The organism is Trinickia sp. (assembly GCF_051953405.1).
Classification (GTDB): Bacteria; Pseudomonadota; Gammaproteobacteria; order Burkholderiales; family Burkholderiaceae; genus Trinickia.
The window spans coordinates 1-16,847 of the sequence record NZ_JBQCIV010000055.1 but is presented as its reverse complement, the minus strand read 5'-3'; the positions used below and the strand labels follow the sequence as shown (position 1 = coordinate 16,847).

Annotated in this window: 14 protein-coding genes; 3 read left to right on the top strand and 11 right to left on the bottom strand. The window is 63.0% G+C overall.

Translation table 11 applies throughout. The features are described from left to right. The first annotated feature begins 10 nt into the window (after positions 1–10). Positions 11–2,371: a penicillin-binding protein 1C gene (pbpC, locus tag ACTHN9_RS09005; protein WP_440536412.1), complete on the top strand. Its 2,361-nt coding sequence runs from the start codon at positions 11–13 to the stop codon at positions 2,369–2,371. Here the strand turns inward: pbpC and ACTHN9_RS09000 are convergent. The 9 genes from ACTHN9_RS09000 to ACTHN9_RS08960 form a co-directional block, all read right to left on the bottom strand. After that, on the bottom strand, positions 2,365–3,858 hold the full coding sequence (locus ACTHN9_RS09000; protein WP_440536411.1) for a DHA2 family efflux MFS transporter permease subunit: 1,494 nt from the start codon (positions 3,856–3,858) through the stop codon (positions 2,365–2,367). The two genes, pbpC and ACTHN9_RS09000, sit on opposite strands and share 7 nt — an antisense overlap. A gap of 114 nt (positions 3,859–3,972) precedes the next feature. Beyond that, on the bottom strand, positions 3,973–5,217 hold the full coding sequence (locus tag ACTHN9_RS08995; protein ID WP_440536410.1) for an MFS transporter: 1,245 nt from the start codon (positions 5,215–5,217) through the stop codon (positions 3,973–3,975). A 367-nt stretch (positions 5,218–5,584) separates the two neighbouring features. Then, the gene (locus tag ACTHN9_RS08990) at positions 5,585–6,757 is read right to left on the bottom strand and encodes a hypothetical protein (protein ID WP_440536409.1); all 1,173 of its coding nucleotides are present in this window, start codon (positions 6,755–6,757) and stop codon (positions 5,585–5,587) included. A gap of 661 nt (positions 6,758–7,418) precedes the next feature. Then, positions 7,419–8,591, bottom strand: a complete 1,173-nt coding sequence (locus ACTHN9_RS08985) for a hypothetical protein (protein WP_440536438.1) — start codon at positions 8,589–8,591, stop codon at positions 7,419–7,421. A 421-nt stretch (positions 8,592–9,012) separates the two neighbouring features. After that, complete coding sequence (locus tag ACTHN9_RS08980) at positions 9,013–10,281, bottom strand: DUF445 domain-containing protein (protein ID WP_440536408.1); 1,269 nt, start codon at positions 10,279–10,281, stop codon at positions 9,013–9,015. A gap of 63 nt (positions 10,282–10,344) precedes the next feature. Continuing rightward, positions 10,345–11,319, bottom strand: a complete 975-nt coding sequence (locus ACTHN9_RS08975) for a LysR family transcriptional regulator (protein WP_440536407.1) — start codon at positions 11,317–11,319, stop codon at positions 10,345–10,347. A gap of 81 nt (positions 11,320–11,400) precedes the next feature. Beyond that, the gene (locus ACTHN9_RS08970) at positions 11,401–11,967 is read right to left on the bottom strand and encodes a GNAT family N-acetyltransferase (RefSeq protein WP_440536406.1); all 567 of its coding nucleotides are present in this window, start codon (positions 11,965–11,967) and stop codon (positions 11,401–11,403) included. 264 nt (positions 11,968–12,231) lie between these two features. After that, a complete protein-coding gene (locus tag ACTHN9_RS08965; RefSeq protein ID WP_440536405.1) occupies positions 12,232–13,215 on the bottom strand; it encodes a chemotaxis protein CheB in 984 nt (327 codons plus the stop codon). A gap of 44 nt (positions 13,216–13,259) precedes the next feature. Beyond that, on the bottom strand, positions 13,260–13,853 hold the full coding sequence (locus ACTHN9_RS08960) for a recombinase family protein (protein WP_440536404.1): 594 nt from the start codon (positions 13,851–13,853) through the stop codon (positions 13,260–13,262). Between the two features lie 193 nt (positions 13,854–14,046). Here ACTHN9_RS08960 and ACTHN9_RS08955 point away from each other — a divergent pair, with 193 nt between their 5' ends. Next, positions 14,047–14,319 carry a hypothetical protein gene (locus tag ACTHN9_RS08955; protein WP_440536403.1) on the top strand — a complete coding sequence of 91 codons (273 nt, stop codon included), beginning with the start codon at positions 14,047–14,049 and terminating at the stop codon, positions 14,317–14,319. Between the two features lie 118 nt (positions 14,320–14,437). On the opposite strand, the gene ACTHN9_RS08950 is transcribed toward ACTHN9_RS08955, so the two are convergent. Next, positions 14,438–15,106, bottom strand: a complete 669-nt coding sequence (locus tag ACTHN9_RS08950) for an HAD-IA family hydrolase (protein WP_440536402.1) — start codon at positions 15,104–15,106, stop codon at positions 14,438–14,440. Positions 15,107–15,230: 124 nt separating this feature from the next. Further along, positions 15,231–16,073, bottom strand: coding sequence for an NAD(P)H-binding protein (locus ACTHN9_RS08945; RefSeq protein ID WP_440536401.1), 843 nt, complete (start codon positions 16,071–16,073; stop codon positions 15,231–15,233). 121 nt (positions 16,074–16,194) lie between these two features. Between ACTHN9_RS08945 and ACTHN9_RS08940 the strand changes: the two genes are divergently transcribed. Further along, positions 16,195–16,764, top strand: a complete 570-nt coding sequence (locus tag ACTHN9_RS08940; RefSeq protein ID WP_440536400.1) for a LysR family transcriptional regulator — start codon at positions 16,195–16,197, stop codon at positions 16,762–16,764. The last annotated feature ends 83 nt before the right edge of the window (positions 16,765–16,847 follow it).

The following is a 16,847-nucleotide window of genomic DNA, read 5'->3' as shown; positions in this document are numbered from 1 at the left end:
AGGAGTGCAGATGCAATCGAAGCGAGGCGCGGTGCAGGTGCGCGCCGTGCTCTGCGCGGTGCTGTTCGCGGCGGCGCCGTGCGCTCACGCGCTGCCGACGTTCGCGCAAGTTCGAGACGAGTGGCGCAGTTCGGATTGGGTGCTGCTTTCGCGCGACGGCGTCCCGCTCGAACGTACGCGCATCGACAAACGGGAACGTCGCGGGGATTGGATCGCGCTCGCCGATGTCTCGCCGGCGTTGCGCGAGGCAATCGTCGTCTCCGAAGACAAGCGTTTTTATGCCCACAGTGGCGTGGATTGGCACGGCGCGGCGGCAGCGGCTTGGGCCAACCTGTGGAATACGCGCACGCGCGGCGCCTCCACCGTCACGATGCAATTGACAGGACTCCTAAGCGACGAACGGTCGGGGCGGCGGTCGATCGTGGAGAAGGCGGGCCAAGCGGTCAGTGCGCTTTGGCTCGAGCGGTCGTGGCGCAAGGACCAGATTCTCGAAGCCTATCTGAATCTGGTGCCGTTCCGCGGGGAAACCATCGGCCTGTCGGCATTGTCGCTGACGCTATTCGGCAAGGCGCCGTCGGGGCTCGACGAGCGCGAGTCGGCGATCGCGGCCGCGTTGATCCGCGCGCCGAATGCATCGTACGAGAAGGTGAGCGAACGAGCCTGTCGCATCTTGCGCGACATGAAGGCCCCTGAACGATGCGAAAACCTCGACAGCTACGTTCAACTGGCCTTCGCGCGGCCCGCGCCGGCGATTTTGACCGTCTCGCCCGACCCCGAATCGCTGGCACCGCATTTCGCGCGACGTATCGCGGCCGAGACGCATCCCACGGCCGGCACGCGCGTGGTCACGACGCTCGACGCGAAGCTGCAACGGTTCGCGACCGATACGCTCAGGCGCACGCTAGCGGAGCTGAACGCCCCGGCGCATGCGCGCAACGTGCATGACGGCGCCGTGGTCGTGCTCGACAACGCGACGGGCGACGTCCTTGCCTGGGTGGGTTCGTCGGGCGGCCTGTCGAGTGCCGGCGAAGTCGATGCGGTGCTGGCACGCCGACAGCCAGGTTCGACGCTCAAGCCGTTCCTCTACGCGCAAGCCATCGACGAGCGGCGCCTGACGACGGCATCGCTGCTCGACGATGCTCCGCTGGATCTCCAGGCCGGCGGCGGGCTCTATATTCCGCAGAATTACGACAAGGATTTCAAGGGCTGGGTCAGCGTGCGCACGGCACTAGGCTCTTCGCTGAACGTGCCCGCGGTGCGCACGGTCGTGCTCGTAACGCCGCACCGATTCGCGAAAACGTTGAAGGCCCTCGGTTTGCCGCTTGCGCAAAACGGCGATTACTACGGCTATTCGCTTGCGCTGGGCAGCCCGGACATCACGCTGCTGTCGCTGACGAATGCTTACCGCGCGTTGGCCAACGGCGGCGTCGCCACCGCGACGCACGATCTGCCGCGCCCGGCCGGTACGGCTGGCCATGCCGATGCGAATGCCTCGCACCGCGTATTCAGTGCCGCAGCCACGTACATCATTACGACCGTCCTATCCGACAACAATGCCAGAACGCGCACCTTCGGCTTCGACAGCCCGCTGGCCACGCGCTTTTTCTCGGCGGTGAAGACGGGTACGAGCAACGATATGCGCGACAACTGGACGATCGGTTTCACGTCGCGCTACACGGTTGGCGTATGGGTGGGCAATGCGGAAGGCGACGCGATGTGGGACGTCTCGGGCGTGACGGGGGCGTCGCCGATCTGGGCATCCATCGTCGAGTATCTGCATCGACACGTGCCGAGCGTGCCGCCCGCGATGCCGCCCGGTGTCGTCGAAACGCGGGTCGCGTTCGACGGGAACGTCGAGCCCGCGCGCAACGAGTGGTTCCTCAAGGGCACCGAGATGCCGACGGTGCACCTCGCGGCGGATGCGAACGGCGCATCGGCACGTGCGACGGCCTACGCGCCGCCCCATGCGCAAAACGTCGCAAGCGCGGCCCCGGGCATCGGCTCGCCCACGGACGGGACGGTATTTGCGCTGGACCCGGACATTCCCGCGGCCCGCCAACGCATCGTATTCGAGCGCGCGGGCGGGGCCTCGACACGCACCGAGTGGCGTTTGGACGGCAAGCCGCTCGGGCATGACGAGCGCGTGCTGTGGTTGCCGTGGCCGGGGCATCACGTACTCGAACTCGCGGATGCGCAGGGCGCGAGCGTCGCTACCGTGCGTTTCGAAGTGCGCGGCGCGACGGCGCGTACCGCCGCCGCACCCGCTGGTGCGCCTCCCGGTTCGCCCGTCAAACAGGCGGCACACGAGCGGCCGGCGAAATCGCCGGCACATGGGTCGGCACGTGCGGCAGGTTCCGGTTCGAATCAGTGAGCGGTACGAAGCTTGTCGCCCGCATTGCTCGCCAAGCCGACGTATCCGCCGATCGAGACGAGGGTCAAGAGGCCCGCGCTCAGAAACGCTAGACGGAAATCGCCGAGCGTGAACGGGTGGGAGGCCATCTCGCCGTTCAGTGCCGCGGCGGCGCGCAACGCCAGTGCGCCGAACGCGATGCCGAGCCCGGTGGCCATTTGCGCGCCCGCATTCCATAGCGTATTGGCCGCGCTCATTTGCGGCGAAGGTACATCCGCGTAAGCGAGCGTCGCCATCGTGGAGAACTGCATCGAGCGCGTGATCCCGTACACAAGGACGACGAACAGCGTCCACGCGAGCGGAACGGCGGGCGTCAGCAGCCCGCATGCGATCGTCGCCGCTGCGCAGATCGTGCAATCGATGATCGCCACGCGCTTGAACCCGAAGCGTTGCAAGATCGACGTGGTGAGCGCCTTCATGCCGAGATTGCCGACCGCGCTCGCGAGCAGCAGCAAACCGGATTGAAAGGCCGACAGCCCGAAGCCGATCTGAAACAGCAGCGGCATGAGGTAGGGCACCGCGCCGATGCCGATCCGCGTGATCGAGCCGGTGACGACCGTGACCGAAAACGTGGGGATTTTCAGCGTCGAAATATCGATCAACGGATGTCGATGCTTCCGTGCGTGCCGAAACGCAAGGACGCCGACGGCCACGCCCACTGCGACGAGCGACAGTCCGACGAGCGGGTTCGTCCCGGGCTGGCTCGCCCAATCCGCACCATACAGGATCGCGGTGAGCGTCAATCCGCTCAGAGCCAGGCCCACGAGATCGAGCGGCTTGCGCTGTTCGCCGCGAAGATTCGGTACCCACGCAAAGACCGCGCATAGCACAGCAAGACAAACCGGTACGTTCAACAGAAAGATCCAGCGCCATGACGCGTAGGTGGTGATGAATCCGCCGAGCGGCGGGCCGATGACGGGCGCCACGATGCCGGGCCAGGTGATCGTCGAGATCGCTTGCATGAGGCGGCTTTTTTCGGTGCTGCGCACGACGATCAGGCGGCCGACGGGCACCATCAGCGCACCGCCCATGCCCTGCAGCACACGCGCCGCCGTGAACTCGACGACGTTTTGCGAAAGCCCGCACAGGACGGAGGCGATCGTGAACGTAACGATCGCGGAAAAAAAGACGCTGCGCGACCCGAAGCGATCGGCCACCCAGCCGCTGGCCGGAATGAAGATGGCCAGCGCGATCATATAGGCGCTCATGCCGAGGCTCAGCGCGTTCGGACTTATCGCAAAGGCGTGCGCCATCTGCGGCAAAGCCGTCGCGATGATGGTCGTGTCGAGGTACTCCATGAAGAAGGTCGCTGCCACGACGTACGGCAGCGGGCCAAGCGAGCGCTTGCCGGCCGGACCGCCGTGCTGGGAAGGCGTTTCGCCGCGTGGTGGGTGCGCCGCTCTCGGAGGCGCATCGCGTGCTATGTCGGTTTCTAGTTGGCTGGTCATGTTGGCGGTGTCTTTTACGTTCTTTTTAAAACCGGGCGGATGTCCATTTAATAGAATTGTTGCTTTGTATGCAACTTGAGTATCGATCGTTTCATTCCGTGCAAGTGGGCGAACTCATTCTTCCGTTCCGACTGCCGGACTAACCCGGCCGCGTTCCGCCGCCAGTGCGCGGGCCGCCACGACGGCCGCCGCCAAACCGGACGCCGCCGCAACGAGAATAGCCCAGCGCGGCCCGGCATGATCGGCGACCCATCCGACGATCGGCGCACCGATCGGCGTGCCGCCGAGCGCGACCGCGAGGCGAATCGCCATGACGCGGCCGCGCATCGCCGGCTCGGTCGAAAGTTGCATGAGGCTATTGGTTGTCGTCAGGAACATGAGCGTCGCGATGCCGATCGCCACGAGCGCTGCCCCGAACGCCCAATAGGTCGGCGCGATGGCGGCCACCGCGCAGCCGGCCCCGAAGACCGCCGACGAGATCAAGAGCGAGCGAAAGCGCGGCCGGCCCGCATGGGCGCTGGAGAGGGCGCCAGTGACGGTGCCGATGGCCATCATCGAGGACAGTGCACCGTAACGGCTCGCGTCCACATGAAAGACGCTGACGGCCATCGTCGAAATGAAGATGGGAAAGTTCAGGCCGAAGGTCCCGATGAGGAACAGCATGATCACGGTCGCCTTCAAATCGGGGCGCGCCCAGACGTAGCGAAAACCGGCGGCGAATCCGCCGCGGACGTGCGTGGCGCGAGGTCCGCTGCGCAGTTCGTGCTTGCGCATGAAGCCGAGCGAGACCAGGACTGCCGCAAACGACAGACCGTTCAATACGAAAGCCCACCCCGTATCGACCGATGCGATGACGAACCCGGCTACCGCGGGGCCCACCATCCGTGCGAGATTGAACGACGTGGAATTCAAGGCGACGGCATTGGGCAGTTCGGGATCGCCGACGAGTTCCGACACGAATGTTTGACGCACCGGGGAGTCGAGCGCGGTGGCGCATCCGAAGAGGAAGGCGAACAGGTAGACGTGCCAGAGCTTGACGAGGCCCGCGATCGTGAGGATACCGAGGCCGAGCGCGAGGGCGCCTTGCGCCGCTTGCGTGAACATCAGCAGGCGGCGCCGATCGAGATGATCGGCGGCATAGCCGCTTACGGGCAGCAGTAACAATTGCGGCCCGAATTGCAGCGACATGACGATGCTGACCGCCGACGCGCTGTGTTGCGTAAGCGATGTCAAGACGAGCCAGTCTTGCGCTGTGCGCTGCATCCAGGTGCCGATGTTGGAGACGATCGCGCCGGCCGCCCAAACCCGATAGTTGAAGAACCGGAGCGATCGGAACACGCCGACTGCGCGCTCGCTCATGCGCTCTCCGGTGCGGCGTTCGGCTCGGCCGCGGACAGCAAGCGCGCAGCGCGACGGGCAAGAGGGCGAACCAGCGGCATGACAGGCATGGGTGGGTTCCGGCAACGAATTCTGGCAGCGGACTAATTACGTCGCTCGATTTTCGCTCAGATTCGCGCGGCCTGCTTTCGGGGTCGACAAAGGCGTTCGAGGGCCGCCGGTCGGATGGTGGAGAGTGGGCGAAGGGGACCGGCACGCTGAAATGCGGCATCGCAAAAAACGGCGGCGGAGCCGCAAAACGCTTCGCACTCCCGGGTGACGGGAGCGGGCCGTAACCAAGGAGTGCGAGGGGGACGACGTATCTTTCTATCGTCGCACGTGAACCGGCTTACTGCGGCTCGTACCAGGAGTAGGTGGCCAGCGTGCTGACCGCGGGCGTACCGATTTGCAACGTGATGTCGCGATGGGACGTCAGCGTGATAGCGCGCAGGTCGCCCATGTATCGACGGGCCTCGCCGTTGTCGTTGATATAGGCCACGACATTGCCCGTCAACCCGGCCACGTTCGAGTTCGTGAGCGGCTCTCCCCAAATGTCGAAGAATTGGCCGAGGGTATAGGGCTTCACGTTCGGCGCTTCGATATGGATGATGCCGGTGTGGTCGTGCGTGTGCATTTCATAGTCGCAAGACGATGTAATGCCGATGTGCTGGGGTAACTGCAGCCATTGCCCATTGTTGACGATGGCCAGATGCGCATGCACATGGAAGAGGACCGACATGTTAGGCGAACAAGTCAACCCGTCGACATCGGCGCCCGAGCCGCCCGTCGCGGTGCTGCCGTCGGGCCAGGCTGACGTTGTGCCTACCGTACCCAAATAGACGAGCGTGATCGGATTCGGATCGAAGGGCGGGGGATCGCTCCACGTATAGGTGGGAATTTGCGCGAGCGGCGTGCCGATCATGATCGTCACTTCGCCGTGCGGCGGCAGCACGAGACTGGCAAGGTCGCCGGTGTACTTCGACAGCGTGCCCCCGTCGTTCACATAAACGGTGATCGGCGTTCCCTGCAGGCCGGCCACGTTCGTTTGGCTAAGCGGCTGGCCCCAGATCGCGAAGAATTGGCCGAGCGTGTACGAGGCGTTGCTCGTCGTATCCATGCGAATCTTGCCGCTTTCGTCGACCGTATTGAGCGGGTAGACGCAGCCGGTCGGTGCGGCCAGCGTCGGTTGCACGGTCCCGATGTTGGCGGGCAGGGCGAGCAACGTTCCGTTCTGATAGATGGACAGATGCGTGTAGCTATAGGTGTTGCCGGCCGTGGCGCAGTTGAGGCTGCCGACGGCTTGCCCTTGACCGCCCGTTGCGGTCGAACCGGCTTGCCAATTTTCGGCACCGAGCGTCGCGCCATCGGCGACGGGCGACGCCGCCGCTAAGGTCGGCGCGGTGCTGCCCGCGCTGCTGCCGGAACCGGCACCGGAGGAACCGCCTCCGCCTCCGCCACCGCAGCCGGCCAGCGCTAGGACGACACCGATCGCTAGAAAACCTGAATGGATCTTATGCAACATATTGCCCCTGTCCTGTTAATCGATCGTTGAATCGAATAAACGAAAAGGCGAAGGGCGGCCGCGGGATCGCCGAGCCCGAAGTCGAACGGGCTAGCAAACTCGTGCGGTGATCGACCTTGCCGTTGTCGTCGCGATGTGCGCGGCGTGTGAGGCCATCCGATCGAATGGCGGAACATGCCGGCATCGACGGGCTTCTCGCGCCTCTCGGGCGCGGGCCGATCGCATCGCTCGAAGTCCCGCCGCCTAGCGTCGGAACGATTGGTCTCGCCGCACGCGTAAGCGCCGGTGGATAAGGGAATAGACGTTCGTTGTTTCTCTTGCGTGCTAAAGCCTAACGGTGACGTTTTTGCGCGGCAAGAAAAATAAAACGGCGAGATTGTATGGGGCGCGCGAAGCGGTGCGTTCCCGTTCGAAAAAAAAGAAAATAATTTCGGCCGGTATGGTTATCGGCAACTTGTGCCAGATGCTTGCGCATACAACGGGTTGAATCTGCGCGCACGTGCCCGATTGACCGGCAAGTAGGAAAGGACGATCGACAAGCGCACGAATCGTGCGTCAAGCAGAAGGAGATAAGCGATCGGGACTCCGCAGCGATCGCGTAATCGCGACGGAGTCCCGAGAGACGGCAGTATCGTTGGCGATGCGTTACCGGTGAACCGGCTTACTGCGGCTCATACCAAGAATAGGTTGCCAATGTGCTGACCGCAGGCGTACCGATTTGCAGCGTGATGTCGCGATGCGACGTCAGCGCGATCGTACGCAGGTCGCCCATATAGCGGCGGGCCTCGCCGTTGTCGTTGATATAGGCCACCACGTTGCCCGACAAGCCCGCTACGTTCGTGCTCGTGAGCGGCTCGCCCCAGATGTCGAAGAATTGGCCGAGCGTATAGGGCTTCACGTCCGGCGCTTCGATATGGATGATGCCGGTGTGGTCGTGCGTGTGCATTTCGTAGTAGCACGACGAAGTCATGCCGATATGCTCCGGCAACGTCAGCCATTGTCCGTTGTAAATAATGGCCAAATGTGCGTGCACGTGGTAGTTCGTGACCATATTCGGCGAACAGGCGAGGCCGTCGACATCCGCACCGGAGCCGCCTGCCGGGGCGTTTCCGTCAGGCCAGTACGACGTGGTTCCGACCGAGCCCAGATAGACCAGCGTGACCGGGTTCGGATCGAAGGGCGGCGGATCGCTCCATGTGTAGGTGGGGATTTGCGCGAGCGGCGCGCCGATCATGATCGTCACTTCGCCGTGCGGCGGCAGCACGAGACTGGCGAGGTCGCCCGTGTACTTCGACAGCGTCCCGCCGCTGTTGACATAGGCAGTGATGGGCGTTCCTTGCAAGCCGGCCACGTTCGTTGGGCTAAGCGGCTGGCCCCAGATCGCGAAGAATTGGCCGAGCGTGTACGAGGCATTGCTCGTCGTGTCCATGCGGATCTTGCCGCTTTCGTCGACGGTGTTCAGCGGATAGACGCAGCCTCTGGGCGCCGCCACAGTCGGCGCCATTGTGCCGATGTTCGCGGGCAGGGCGAGCAGCGTGCCGTTCTGGTAGATGGACACGTGCGTGTAGCTGTAAGTGTTGCCGGCCGCGGCGCAGTTGAGGCCGCCGACGGCTTGTCCTTGACCGCCCGTTGCGGTCGAACCGGCTTGCCAATTCTCGGCGCCGAGCGGCGCGCCGTCGGCCACCGGTGTCGCCGTGGCGAGAACCGGTGCGGCGCTCGCGGCGTTGCTATTCGCTCCGACGGTGGACGAGCCCCCGCCACCGCCTCCCCCGCAGCCTGCGAGCGCCAGAGCGGCGCCGATCGCAAGCAATCCCGAACTGATCTTGTGCAAGATATCACCCGTGTTCTGATAGTTGATCGTTGAATCGAATCGATTGAAATCCGATTGGTCTCGCCGCTCGAATACTTGAAAGTTGATTTGATAAAAGCGCTTTGCTGTATCGCTTGCGCGGCGAGGCGTAGCTTCGATGTTCTTTTTGCGAAAAAAAAGTGGGGTGCGGGAAAACAAATGTTAAGTACGTTGGTTTAGCCGATTGAAAAATAATCGCCAAAAAATGAGGGCGGGGCGCTCGGCGTTATGCCGCGGGTGAGGCATGATCTAATGTTCTAGATGAGATAGAAGATTCGTGCGCGCGGCGTCGATAGCGTGTGGCAACTTATAAATTAAGATGCAAAATGTCGATCCTATGCAGCAAGAGTCCGACAATTGCGCCAATGGTGACGCATTTGACGCGAGCGGACAGAAGATCGCGCCATTAAAACAACAAAACATCGATCGCATGCAGCAAGAGCCCGACAATCCCGCCGATCACCGTGCCATTGATGCGAACGAACTGAAGGTCTCGCCCCACTTCGAGTTCGATTTTTTGCGTGACGGTAGCGGCATCCCAATGATGAACCGTTTCCGAAATCAGCCGAGCAATCGCGTGTCGTTGCCCCGCGACGACCGCTAGCATGGTTTCTCGCAACCACGCGTTGAGTTTTTCGCGCATCGCGGCGTCTTCGAGCAAACCTTTCGCTATGCCGGCGATCGCGTCTTCGATACGCGTCTTGATATAGGAGCGAGGGGCGGCGGCGTCCTGCTCGATGCTCGTCTTGATGTCTCGCCAGATCGTGGCCAAGTACGCTTTCAGGGCCGGGTGCTCGACGAAGCGATGCTTGAGCGCTTCCCATTTGGCGAGATAGTCGGGCGATGTCCGCAACTGAATCACGAAATGCCGGATCGCTTCGTCGAAGCCGACGCGCCATGCGTGATCGGGATTTTCGCTGAGTTCTCTGAGTGTGTCGTCGACGACGGCGATCAGATTGTCGGAGACCTTTTCGTCGATCGATAGCTTTTTCCAAATCCACGCCGTGCTGTCGCGGACACGTTGCCGAATGAGCGGTTTGTGTTCCTCGAAAAGTCGCGCAAGTTGTTCGAGCAGTTCGGTGACGACGGCTTGGTGGCGGTTGTCCTCGAGCAGCGTATCGGCGATCGTGCCGACGACGAGCGGAGTATCGATGTCGCGCACGCGCTGGGCGACGTTCTGGTGGATGAAGCGGCGCACGTCGTCGTCGTCGATGGCTGCGAGCAGGCTCGGCAGAAAATCGAGCGTCCATTGAGCGATTTGCCGGCCGCGTTCGGGGACGGCGAGCCAGTGCGCGGCCTGAATCGCGAAGTCGACGCGTTCTAGCTTGCTGGCGATGAGCTCGGGCGCAAGAAAGTTCGTTTCGACGAACTTCGCCAGGTTCTCGCCGATGCGATCCTTGTTGCGGGGAATGATGGCCGTGTGCGGCAGCGGCAAATGCAGCGGATGTCGAAATAGGGCGGTGACGGCGAACCAATCGGCGATGCCGCCGACCATGGCGGCTTCGGCAGAGGCGCGCACGAATCCCAGCATGGGGTAGCGTGGCTCGAAAAGGCGCGAGACGACGTCGATTCCGGCCATCGCCGCGAGCAAGGCGGTGGCGAGACGCTTCATGCGCGCGTAGGCGCGCAGCTTGCCGTCTGATGGATGGGACGAGAGGCGCGATGAGAGCGACATGCGTGTGATATCCGAGGCGGAAATGAGCCGTGCCTTGCGCTAGCCACCCCAATTCAAAAACGCTTACGCCGTTACCGCATCGCGCCACGGCCGTCCCGGCTTCTCAGCCGCTTCATCGCGCGCGCGAGAGACATCTTCGAGCGCGGGCATCGAATCGAACAATTCGGCGATCCATTCGGCGAACGCGCGAACCTTCGCCGAAAGATGCCGATTGTGCGGATAAACGATCGAAATCGGCTTCGGTTTCGGATTGCATCCCGCGAGGACTTCCTTGAGCGAGCCGTCGATCAGATAGGGCAACGCCATGAACAGCGTCGGCTGGATCATGCCGAAGCCTTCGATCGCGCACGTTACATACGCGTCGGCGTCGTTGACGGTCAGCAAGCTTTCCATCTTGACCTCGACCGGCTCACCGTCCACCATGAACACCCAGGGAATCGGGCGGCCGCCGTGGGCGGCCCGGAAATTCACGGCATAGTGCCCCGCGAGTTCCTCGATCGTTTTCGGTTCGCCGCGCTTGGCGAGATAACTCGGCGACGCGCAAGTGACGCGCTTGAGCATGCCGATGCGGCGCGCCACCATCGACGAATCCTCGAGCGGGCCCACGCGGATCATGCAATCGACGCCTTCCTCGATCGGATCGACCGGACGATCCGAGAGCCCTAGATCGAGCGTCACGTCGGGATAGCGCTGGTGAAACGTCGACAACGCCGGGATGACGATACGCCGCCCGAGCGCACTCGGCATATGCACGCGCAGCAGACCGTTCGGCTTGCGGTTGCCGGCCTGGAAGCTGGCGTCGGCTTCGGCGATCTCGCCGATGATCTTGACGCAATGCTCGTAGTACGCTGCGCCGTCGGGCGTGAGCGAGAGGCGGCGCGTCGTGCGGTGCATGAGCCGTACGCCGAGAAACGCCTCAAGGTTTTGAATGATCGTCGTGACCGATGCGCGCGGCATGCCGAGCGTCTCGGCCGCGCGCGTGAAACTATTCGCATCGACGACGCGGGTAAAGACTTCCATTGCTTGAATGCGGTCCATGCTCGCTCCCTCGGATGACCAACGGGAAAGCATAGTCCGCCCGCTAGGATAGATTCAAGCCCTTTCGTGAAATGCGCCCGTTCAGAGTTCCGGATTAATCAGTGCCGTCAGCACGTGATCGGCCCATGCGCCGTTGATTTTCAAATAGGCGCGTGCGAATCCCTCGCGCTCGAATCCGAGCGAATTCAATAGCCGCTCGCTGCGTGCGTTTTCGGGGCGATAGCTGGCCATGATTCGATGCAGCCCCACACGATCGAAGACATACTCGATCGAGGTCGTCAACGCTTCGCGCATCAAACCGCGGCCTTGGCGCCGATGATCGATCGAATAGCCAAGATGGCAGGCGAGAAAGGGGCCTCTCACGATGTTCGTGTAATTGCACTCGCCGATGACGGTATCGCCTTCGAACAGCAGCCAATGCAGCGCCTGGCCCGACGCCATACTGTCCGCCATCGTTCGGGTGCGAGCCGCCACCGCGTCGAGCGTGAAGAACTCGCTGCGGCGCAGGGGCTCCCAAGGCTGGAGGTGCGCGCGATTATCGAGCTGGTACTCGAGTAGTTGATACGAGCAATCGACACTGACCGGCTCGAGCGAGAGGCGCTGCGTAGCGAGACGGTGGCTGAGCCGCGGCGAGAGAATGGACGTCATGACGATCGCGCATAGAGGGGGCGGCGAGAGCGTAGCTCGCCGCAAACGCGGCGTCAACGCTGCGGGCGACGTCACGCTGCGGGCGTGGACGGTGCGCGCAATCGCTCATACCGCAATCGAACGGCCCTCATGATCGAATCTGACAGGCGGCACGTCGACGCGCTGCTGGCCCTTAAGCGCCATGCAAATCGCCTTGCGCAAGCCGATGCGCAGTTCCGGGCGAATCGCGGCCAGTACGTTGTGCGACGATTTTTGGGGGCCGGCTTACGGCGATTGGTCTGCTTTATATAGCAACTGCTCCAATGACTGGGAAGCTTGATGGGCGTCGTTCGCTCGCGCCGCGTAATACTGCGCGTTTTTTTGCTCGCCTCGGCTCATGTGATACTCGGCGCGTTCGGTATTGAGCGCTTTCTTTTCATGTAGCGCGCGCAGCGCTTGCCAAAGCGCGCGGTCGATGGCATGAGCGCAGGCCGCGCCGAGCGTTTCGGAACCGAACGCGTGCCCGGTGTGGCACCGGTACCGCGCAGGCGGCGGCTGATCGATGCGCCACAATGCGCCGCCGCATTCCGGACAAGTAAGGCCTGTAGGCGTGCCGAGCGCCGTCATTGCTTCGATTGGGGACGACTTCAGCATCACGTCGTTTTCGGCCACTAACTTGGCGTGTGCAGCCGCCGAATTCGGAACGGCGCTGCCCGCCAGCGCTGCGATCGTCGAGGCCAGTTTGCCGATCGGCAAGACGTAATCGGGCGGTGTTCCGTGCATAGCATTGCGCGGCATGTCGGGCGCGTGTGCGTTGGCCGGATCCTGAACCATCGTCATGCCCCCACAAGCTCGAACGGCCGCCAGGCCTGCCGTTCCATCATCGAGGTGCCCCGTCAATATGGCCCCGATCACGCGTGTACCGCGTTGGACGGCGGCGCTGCGAAAGAGCGGATCGATCGATGGCCGCGCGAAGTTTTGTTTTGGACCTCGAATCGTTCGAATGACGTTGCCTTCGATCACCATATGCAAGTCGGACGGGGCAACGTAGATATTGCCGTTCGCAATGCGCTCGCCGTTGCGCGCGTGGTGTGCCGGCAATCGGCCGGCGCCCTGCAATATTTCGGGCAGGATGCTTGGGTGGGCGCCCGCATGCAGTACGACGAAAACGGCGGCGGGGAACCGCTCCGGGAAGACGGCGGCAATGGCGGTCAGCGCATCGACACCGCCCGCGGATGCCCCTAAAACGATCGTATCTCGAGTAGTCACTGTGCGGTCCTTTATGCGCCAAGTGCGCAAGAACCGCGCCCGCCTCAAGAACCGGACTGCCCTCGTGCTTTGTCGCGAATTCGAATGATCGTTTGACGCGAGGTATGAAACTGCCTGGCCACGTCGCTGACCGCCACGCCCCGGGCGAGACGCTCGAGCACGCGGGCGCGCTGTTGTGCCGTGAGGGAAGGCGGCCTGCCGAGCGGACGACCTTCGCCCTGCGCTTGGCTCAGAAACGCGCGCGTTCGCGCGCTCGCGCTGTATCGTTCCAGCTCGGCGACGGCCGCCAGCGTCTTCACGGCAATCGGGGCCGCTGCGCTAGCGAGATTCGCGGGACCGGTCTCTTCGCAGTGAACGCGCAGCCCGGCATCTCGGCACCGCTCGATCGTCGAGAGTACGTCGCGCACACTCCTGCCCAAAAAAACCAGTTTCGACACGACAAGCGTGTCCTGCGCGCGCATGCGCCGGAGCATGTTCACGAGCGCGGGGCGTTCCATGGCCGGTGTCGAATGGGGGGTGCTTTCCACCACGACGCGCCGTAGATCGATCGTATAGCCGGCTGCATCGAGCCTAGCCAAGTCCTGCTCGGGCAGGACGCCGCTCGTCGCCAGATTGAAATAGAAATACGGCTTCGACAATCGTTCGCCTCCAGGGTTACCGAGATCGGGCTCGCGTCTTGCGCTTATAGCTAGCATTGCGGCGGTTCGTCCGTAAATAGGCCGGTACGCACAAACGGCGAGCCTACTCATCGCGTTACGTCTGACTTACGCTTCGTTACGTGGCATGTTGCCACGACCTGCGTCTCGACAGTCATAACAATGGGCAACTGAAATGAATGTTCAACGGCTTTCGATTCGTGCGCCAGCCGGGCGATTGAAGATCATTGCGGTATGGCGAACTCTCGCGAAAAGCGGCGCGCGCGTGTACGGTTGGGCGGTGAAGGTGGACGCGGCGACAGGAAACGAATGCATGACTGTCGATGTGGCCGACTGCGACGAGGAAAGTCTGGCCAATCTCGCTGCCGTGCTTAGCGGCGCGCCGTTGGACGTGACGGTAACGGCATGCTCGCTGTTGACACTGGATGGTGCGATCGACGAAGCGTGAAGCGAGGGGTACACGGGCGGTAGACGCCACCGCTCGTGCGCGTCATAGAAAGGCAACGATTCCGTGCTGCGGGCCGACGATGGCCAATGACGTATCGAGCGTCATCTTTGCTACCGGATCAAGCATGGGTAGCAGCGCCGAACCGGCTGGCCCAGGGTGCAAGCGCATCGAGTGTCGACGATTCGAACTGCGCCATTGGTGCGCCCGCCACCGGTGCGAGCCCGACGCGATTGTGCCAGTAGGTGCGTAGGCCGCACGCGGCCGTCCCGAACATGTCGTAGCTCGATCCCGCGACGAAGCATGCGTCCTTGGCGGCGACGTCCAATTCCAAGAGCGCCAGCGCATAGGGGCGCGGGTCGGGCTTATACGTACCGGCTCGTTCGGCTGTGACCACGACGTCCCAACTGACGGGGAGAATCGACGCCGCAAGCTGGCCGAGCCGCTCGGAGCAGTTCGTGACGACCGCGAGCTTGCAGTGCGGCCGTAGCGCGTCCAATGCGGCGATGGCACCGCTCCAAGGCGCCAGTTCGAGCCAGGTTTCGTTCAACGTACGAGCGGCCGTTATCGGCAGCCCGACTTGTTCGGCGGCGTTAGCCACGAGCGTTTCGTAATCGACATAGCCGCCGCAGCCATAGGTCAGCCGAAGGTACGCCGCGCGCCACGCACGCCCCATTGCGTCGGAGCCGGCCGCGCGATTCCACAGCGTCCATGAATCGAGAAGCGCAGTCAGCAAGTCGAAAAGAACGGCTTTCGGATAGGAAGGGGGCGAGGAAACGTCCGTCGTCACTGGGAACCTCTACGTTGGCCATGTCTGCGAATACGATCGATTCTACGCAGCACGTTGCCTTTGCGGATTAAACGCTGCTTACGCCGGTATTTAGCTGCGTTACATGCATCGCCTCTACACCGATCTATTTGAATCGATCGATATGCAGGTCGAGCCATTGTTCGAATCGAAGCGGCTGTCGTCCCAGCAGGCGTTCGACCGTGTCGGTCTTCGTCGCGGCGCGGCCTTCCTTCACCGCTTCGTACGATTTGACGATGGAAGCGGCGATCGGTTGAGGCACGCCGGCGCGCGTCAGATTGTCCACAGCCTCGTCGAGCGTGATGTCGACGCAGCGCAGGGGCCGCTCGATCGCTTGCGCGAGCAAGGCCACTTGCTCCGGCAGGCTGATCGTCTCGCCGCCGGTCACCGTGAGCGCCTGTCCTCGCAAGGCGGGATCGATCAGCGCACGGACGGCGGCGACGGCGATGTCTTCGGGGGCGACCGGCGCGGCGCGTCCTGTGCCCATCGGATTCGGGACGATCCCGTCGGCTCGGATACTCGGTACCCATAGGTAACTGTTCGACATGAAGCCGGTCGGCCGCACGAATCGCGCGTCCAGGCCAGCCGCCGTCAGGATCTCTTCCTTTTGCCGATGGACGCGGCCGAGCATCGTGTCGGGCAAGACCTCGACCATCGTGGTGGACAACATGACCGCGCGTGCCACCTGCCGCTGCGCAGCGCGAGCGGCGAGCGCCCCGAACGCCTCGGCACTGCCGATGTTCATCAGAAAGACGCCTTCCACGCCTTCGAGCGCGGCCGAAAACGCGTCGGGCGTCTCGTAGTCGCCCACGGCAACGTCGACGCGTTCCCCCCATGCCGCGAGCTTCGACGGGCTGCGCACATAGGCGCGTACTCGATGCCCGGCATCCAGCAATTGCGCTACGACTTGACTGCCCACGGTTCCGTTTGCACCGGTTACCAGATACATCGTTGTTCTCCTTCGAGTGGTGGATGATCGAACGTCCGCCCGAAAGAATGGCTATCATGAGCAACAATTGGAAGGAATCGAACAGTCTGTTGCCTGTGTGGAACAATCGGCGAGGGCGAGCGTGATCGACTTAAACGAGTTGCAGTTTTTCGTGCGGATTTGCGAGGCGCACAGCTTTACGGTGGCGGCCGAGCGCTTGGGCGTGCCGAAATCGAGCGTCAGCCGGGCGCTCTCGCGGCTCGAAGCGCGGTTGGGCGTCCGCCTGATCGAGCGCACCACGCGCAGTCTCATGCTGACGGAAGCGGGCGAACTCTATCTCGAGCGTTGCATGCGGATGCTGGAGGAGGCCGAACAAGCGGATTTGGCGATCGGTGCGATGCACGCGCAGCCGCGCGGGTTGCTGCGCGTCGCCACGTCGGTGCCGTTCGCGCGTTTCGCTCTGGCGCCGGTGCTCGGCGATTTCCTGGCGCGGTATCCCGACGTGCGGGTGGAGTTGCAATTGCTCGGCGGCGAATATAAGACAGGCGACATCGCGGCGGACATCGAAATCCGCCCCGACCCGGGCGCCGATTCGACAATGCGCGCCACGCCGTTGTTCGAAGTTCGGCTAGCGGTGTATGCGAGCCCCGCGTATGAAGTGCACCCCAAAAGTTGGACATCAATCCAACCTTTGGGGCGTTGTTCATGTTGAAATACGACGAGGAATTCAAGCTGCGGGTAGTCAAGACATACCTGCGCGGGCAGACCAGCTTTGGGGCTGTAGCTGCGCAATTC

Bases quoted from the DNA above. Each gene is read 5' to 3' on its own strand.
- ACTHN9_RS08990 (WP_440536409.1), bottom strand. From the start codon at position 6,757: ATGTTGCATAAGATCCATTCAGGTTTTCTAGCGATCGGTGTCGTCCTA.
- ACTHN9_RS09000 (WP_440536411.1), bottom strand. From the start codon at position 3,858: ATGACCAGCCAACTAGAAACCGACATAGCACGCGATGCGCCTCCGAGA.
- ACTHN9_RS08980 (WP_440536408.1), bottom strand. From the start codon at position 10,281: ATGTCGCTCTCATCGCGCCTCTCGTCCCATCCATCAGACGGCAAGCTG.
- ACTHN9_RS08945 (WP_440536401.1), bottom strand. From the start codon at position 16,073: ATGTATCTGGTAACCGGTGCAAACGGAACCGTGGGCAGTCAAGTCGTA.
- ACTHN9_RS08970 (WP_440536406.1), bottom strand. From the start codon at position 11,967: ATGACGTCCATTCTCTCGCCGCGGCTCAGCCACCGTCTCGCTACGCAG.
- ACTHN9_RS08995 (WP_440536410.1), bottom strand. From the start codon at position 5,217: ATGAGCGAGCGCGCAGTCGGCGTGTTCCGATCGCTCCGGTTCTTCAAC.
- pbpC (WP_440536412.1), top strand. From the start codon at position 11: ATGCAATCGAAGCGAGGCGCGGTGCAGGTGCGCGCCGTGCTCTGCGCG.
- ACTHN9_RS08975 (WP_440536407.1), bottom strand. From the start codon at position 11,319: ATGGACCGCATTCAAGCAATGGAAGTCTTTACCCGCGTCGTCGATGCG.
- ACTHN9_RS08955 (WP_440536403.1), top strand. From the start codon at position 14,047: ATGAATGTTCAACGGCTTTCGATTCGTGCGCCAGCCGGGCGATTGAAG.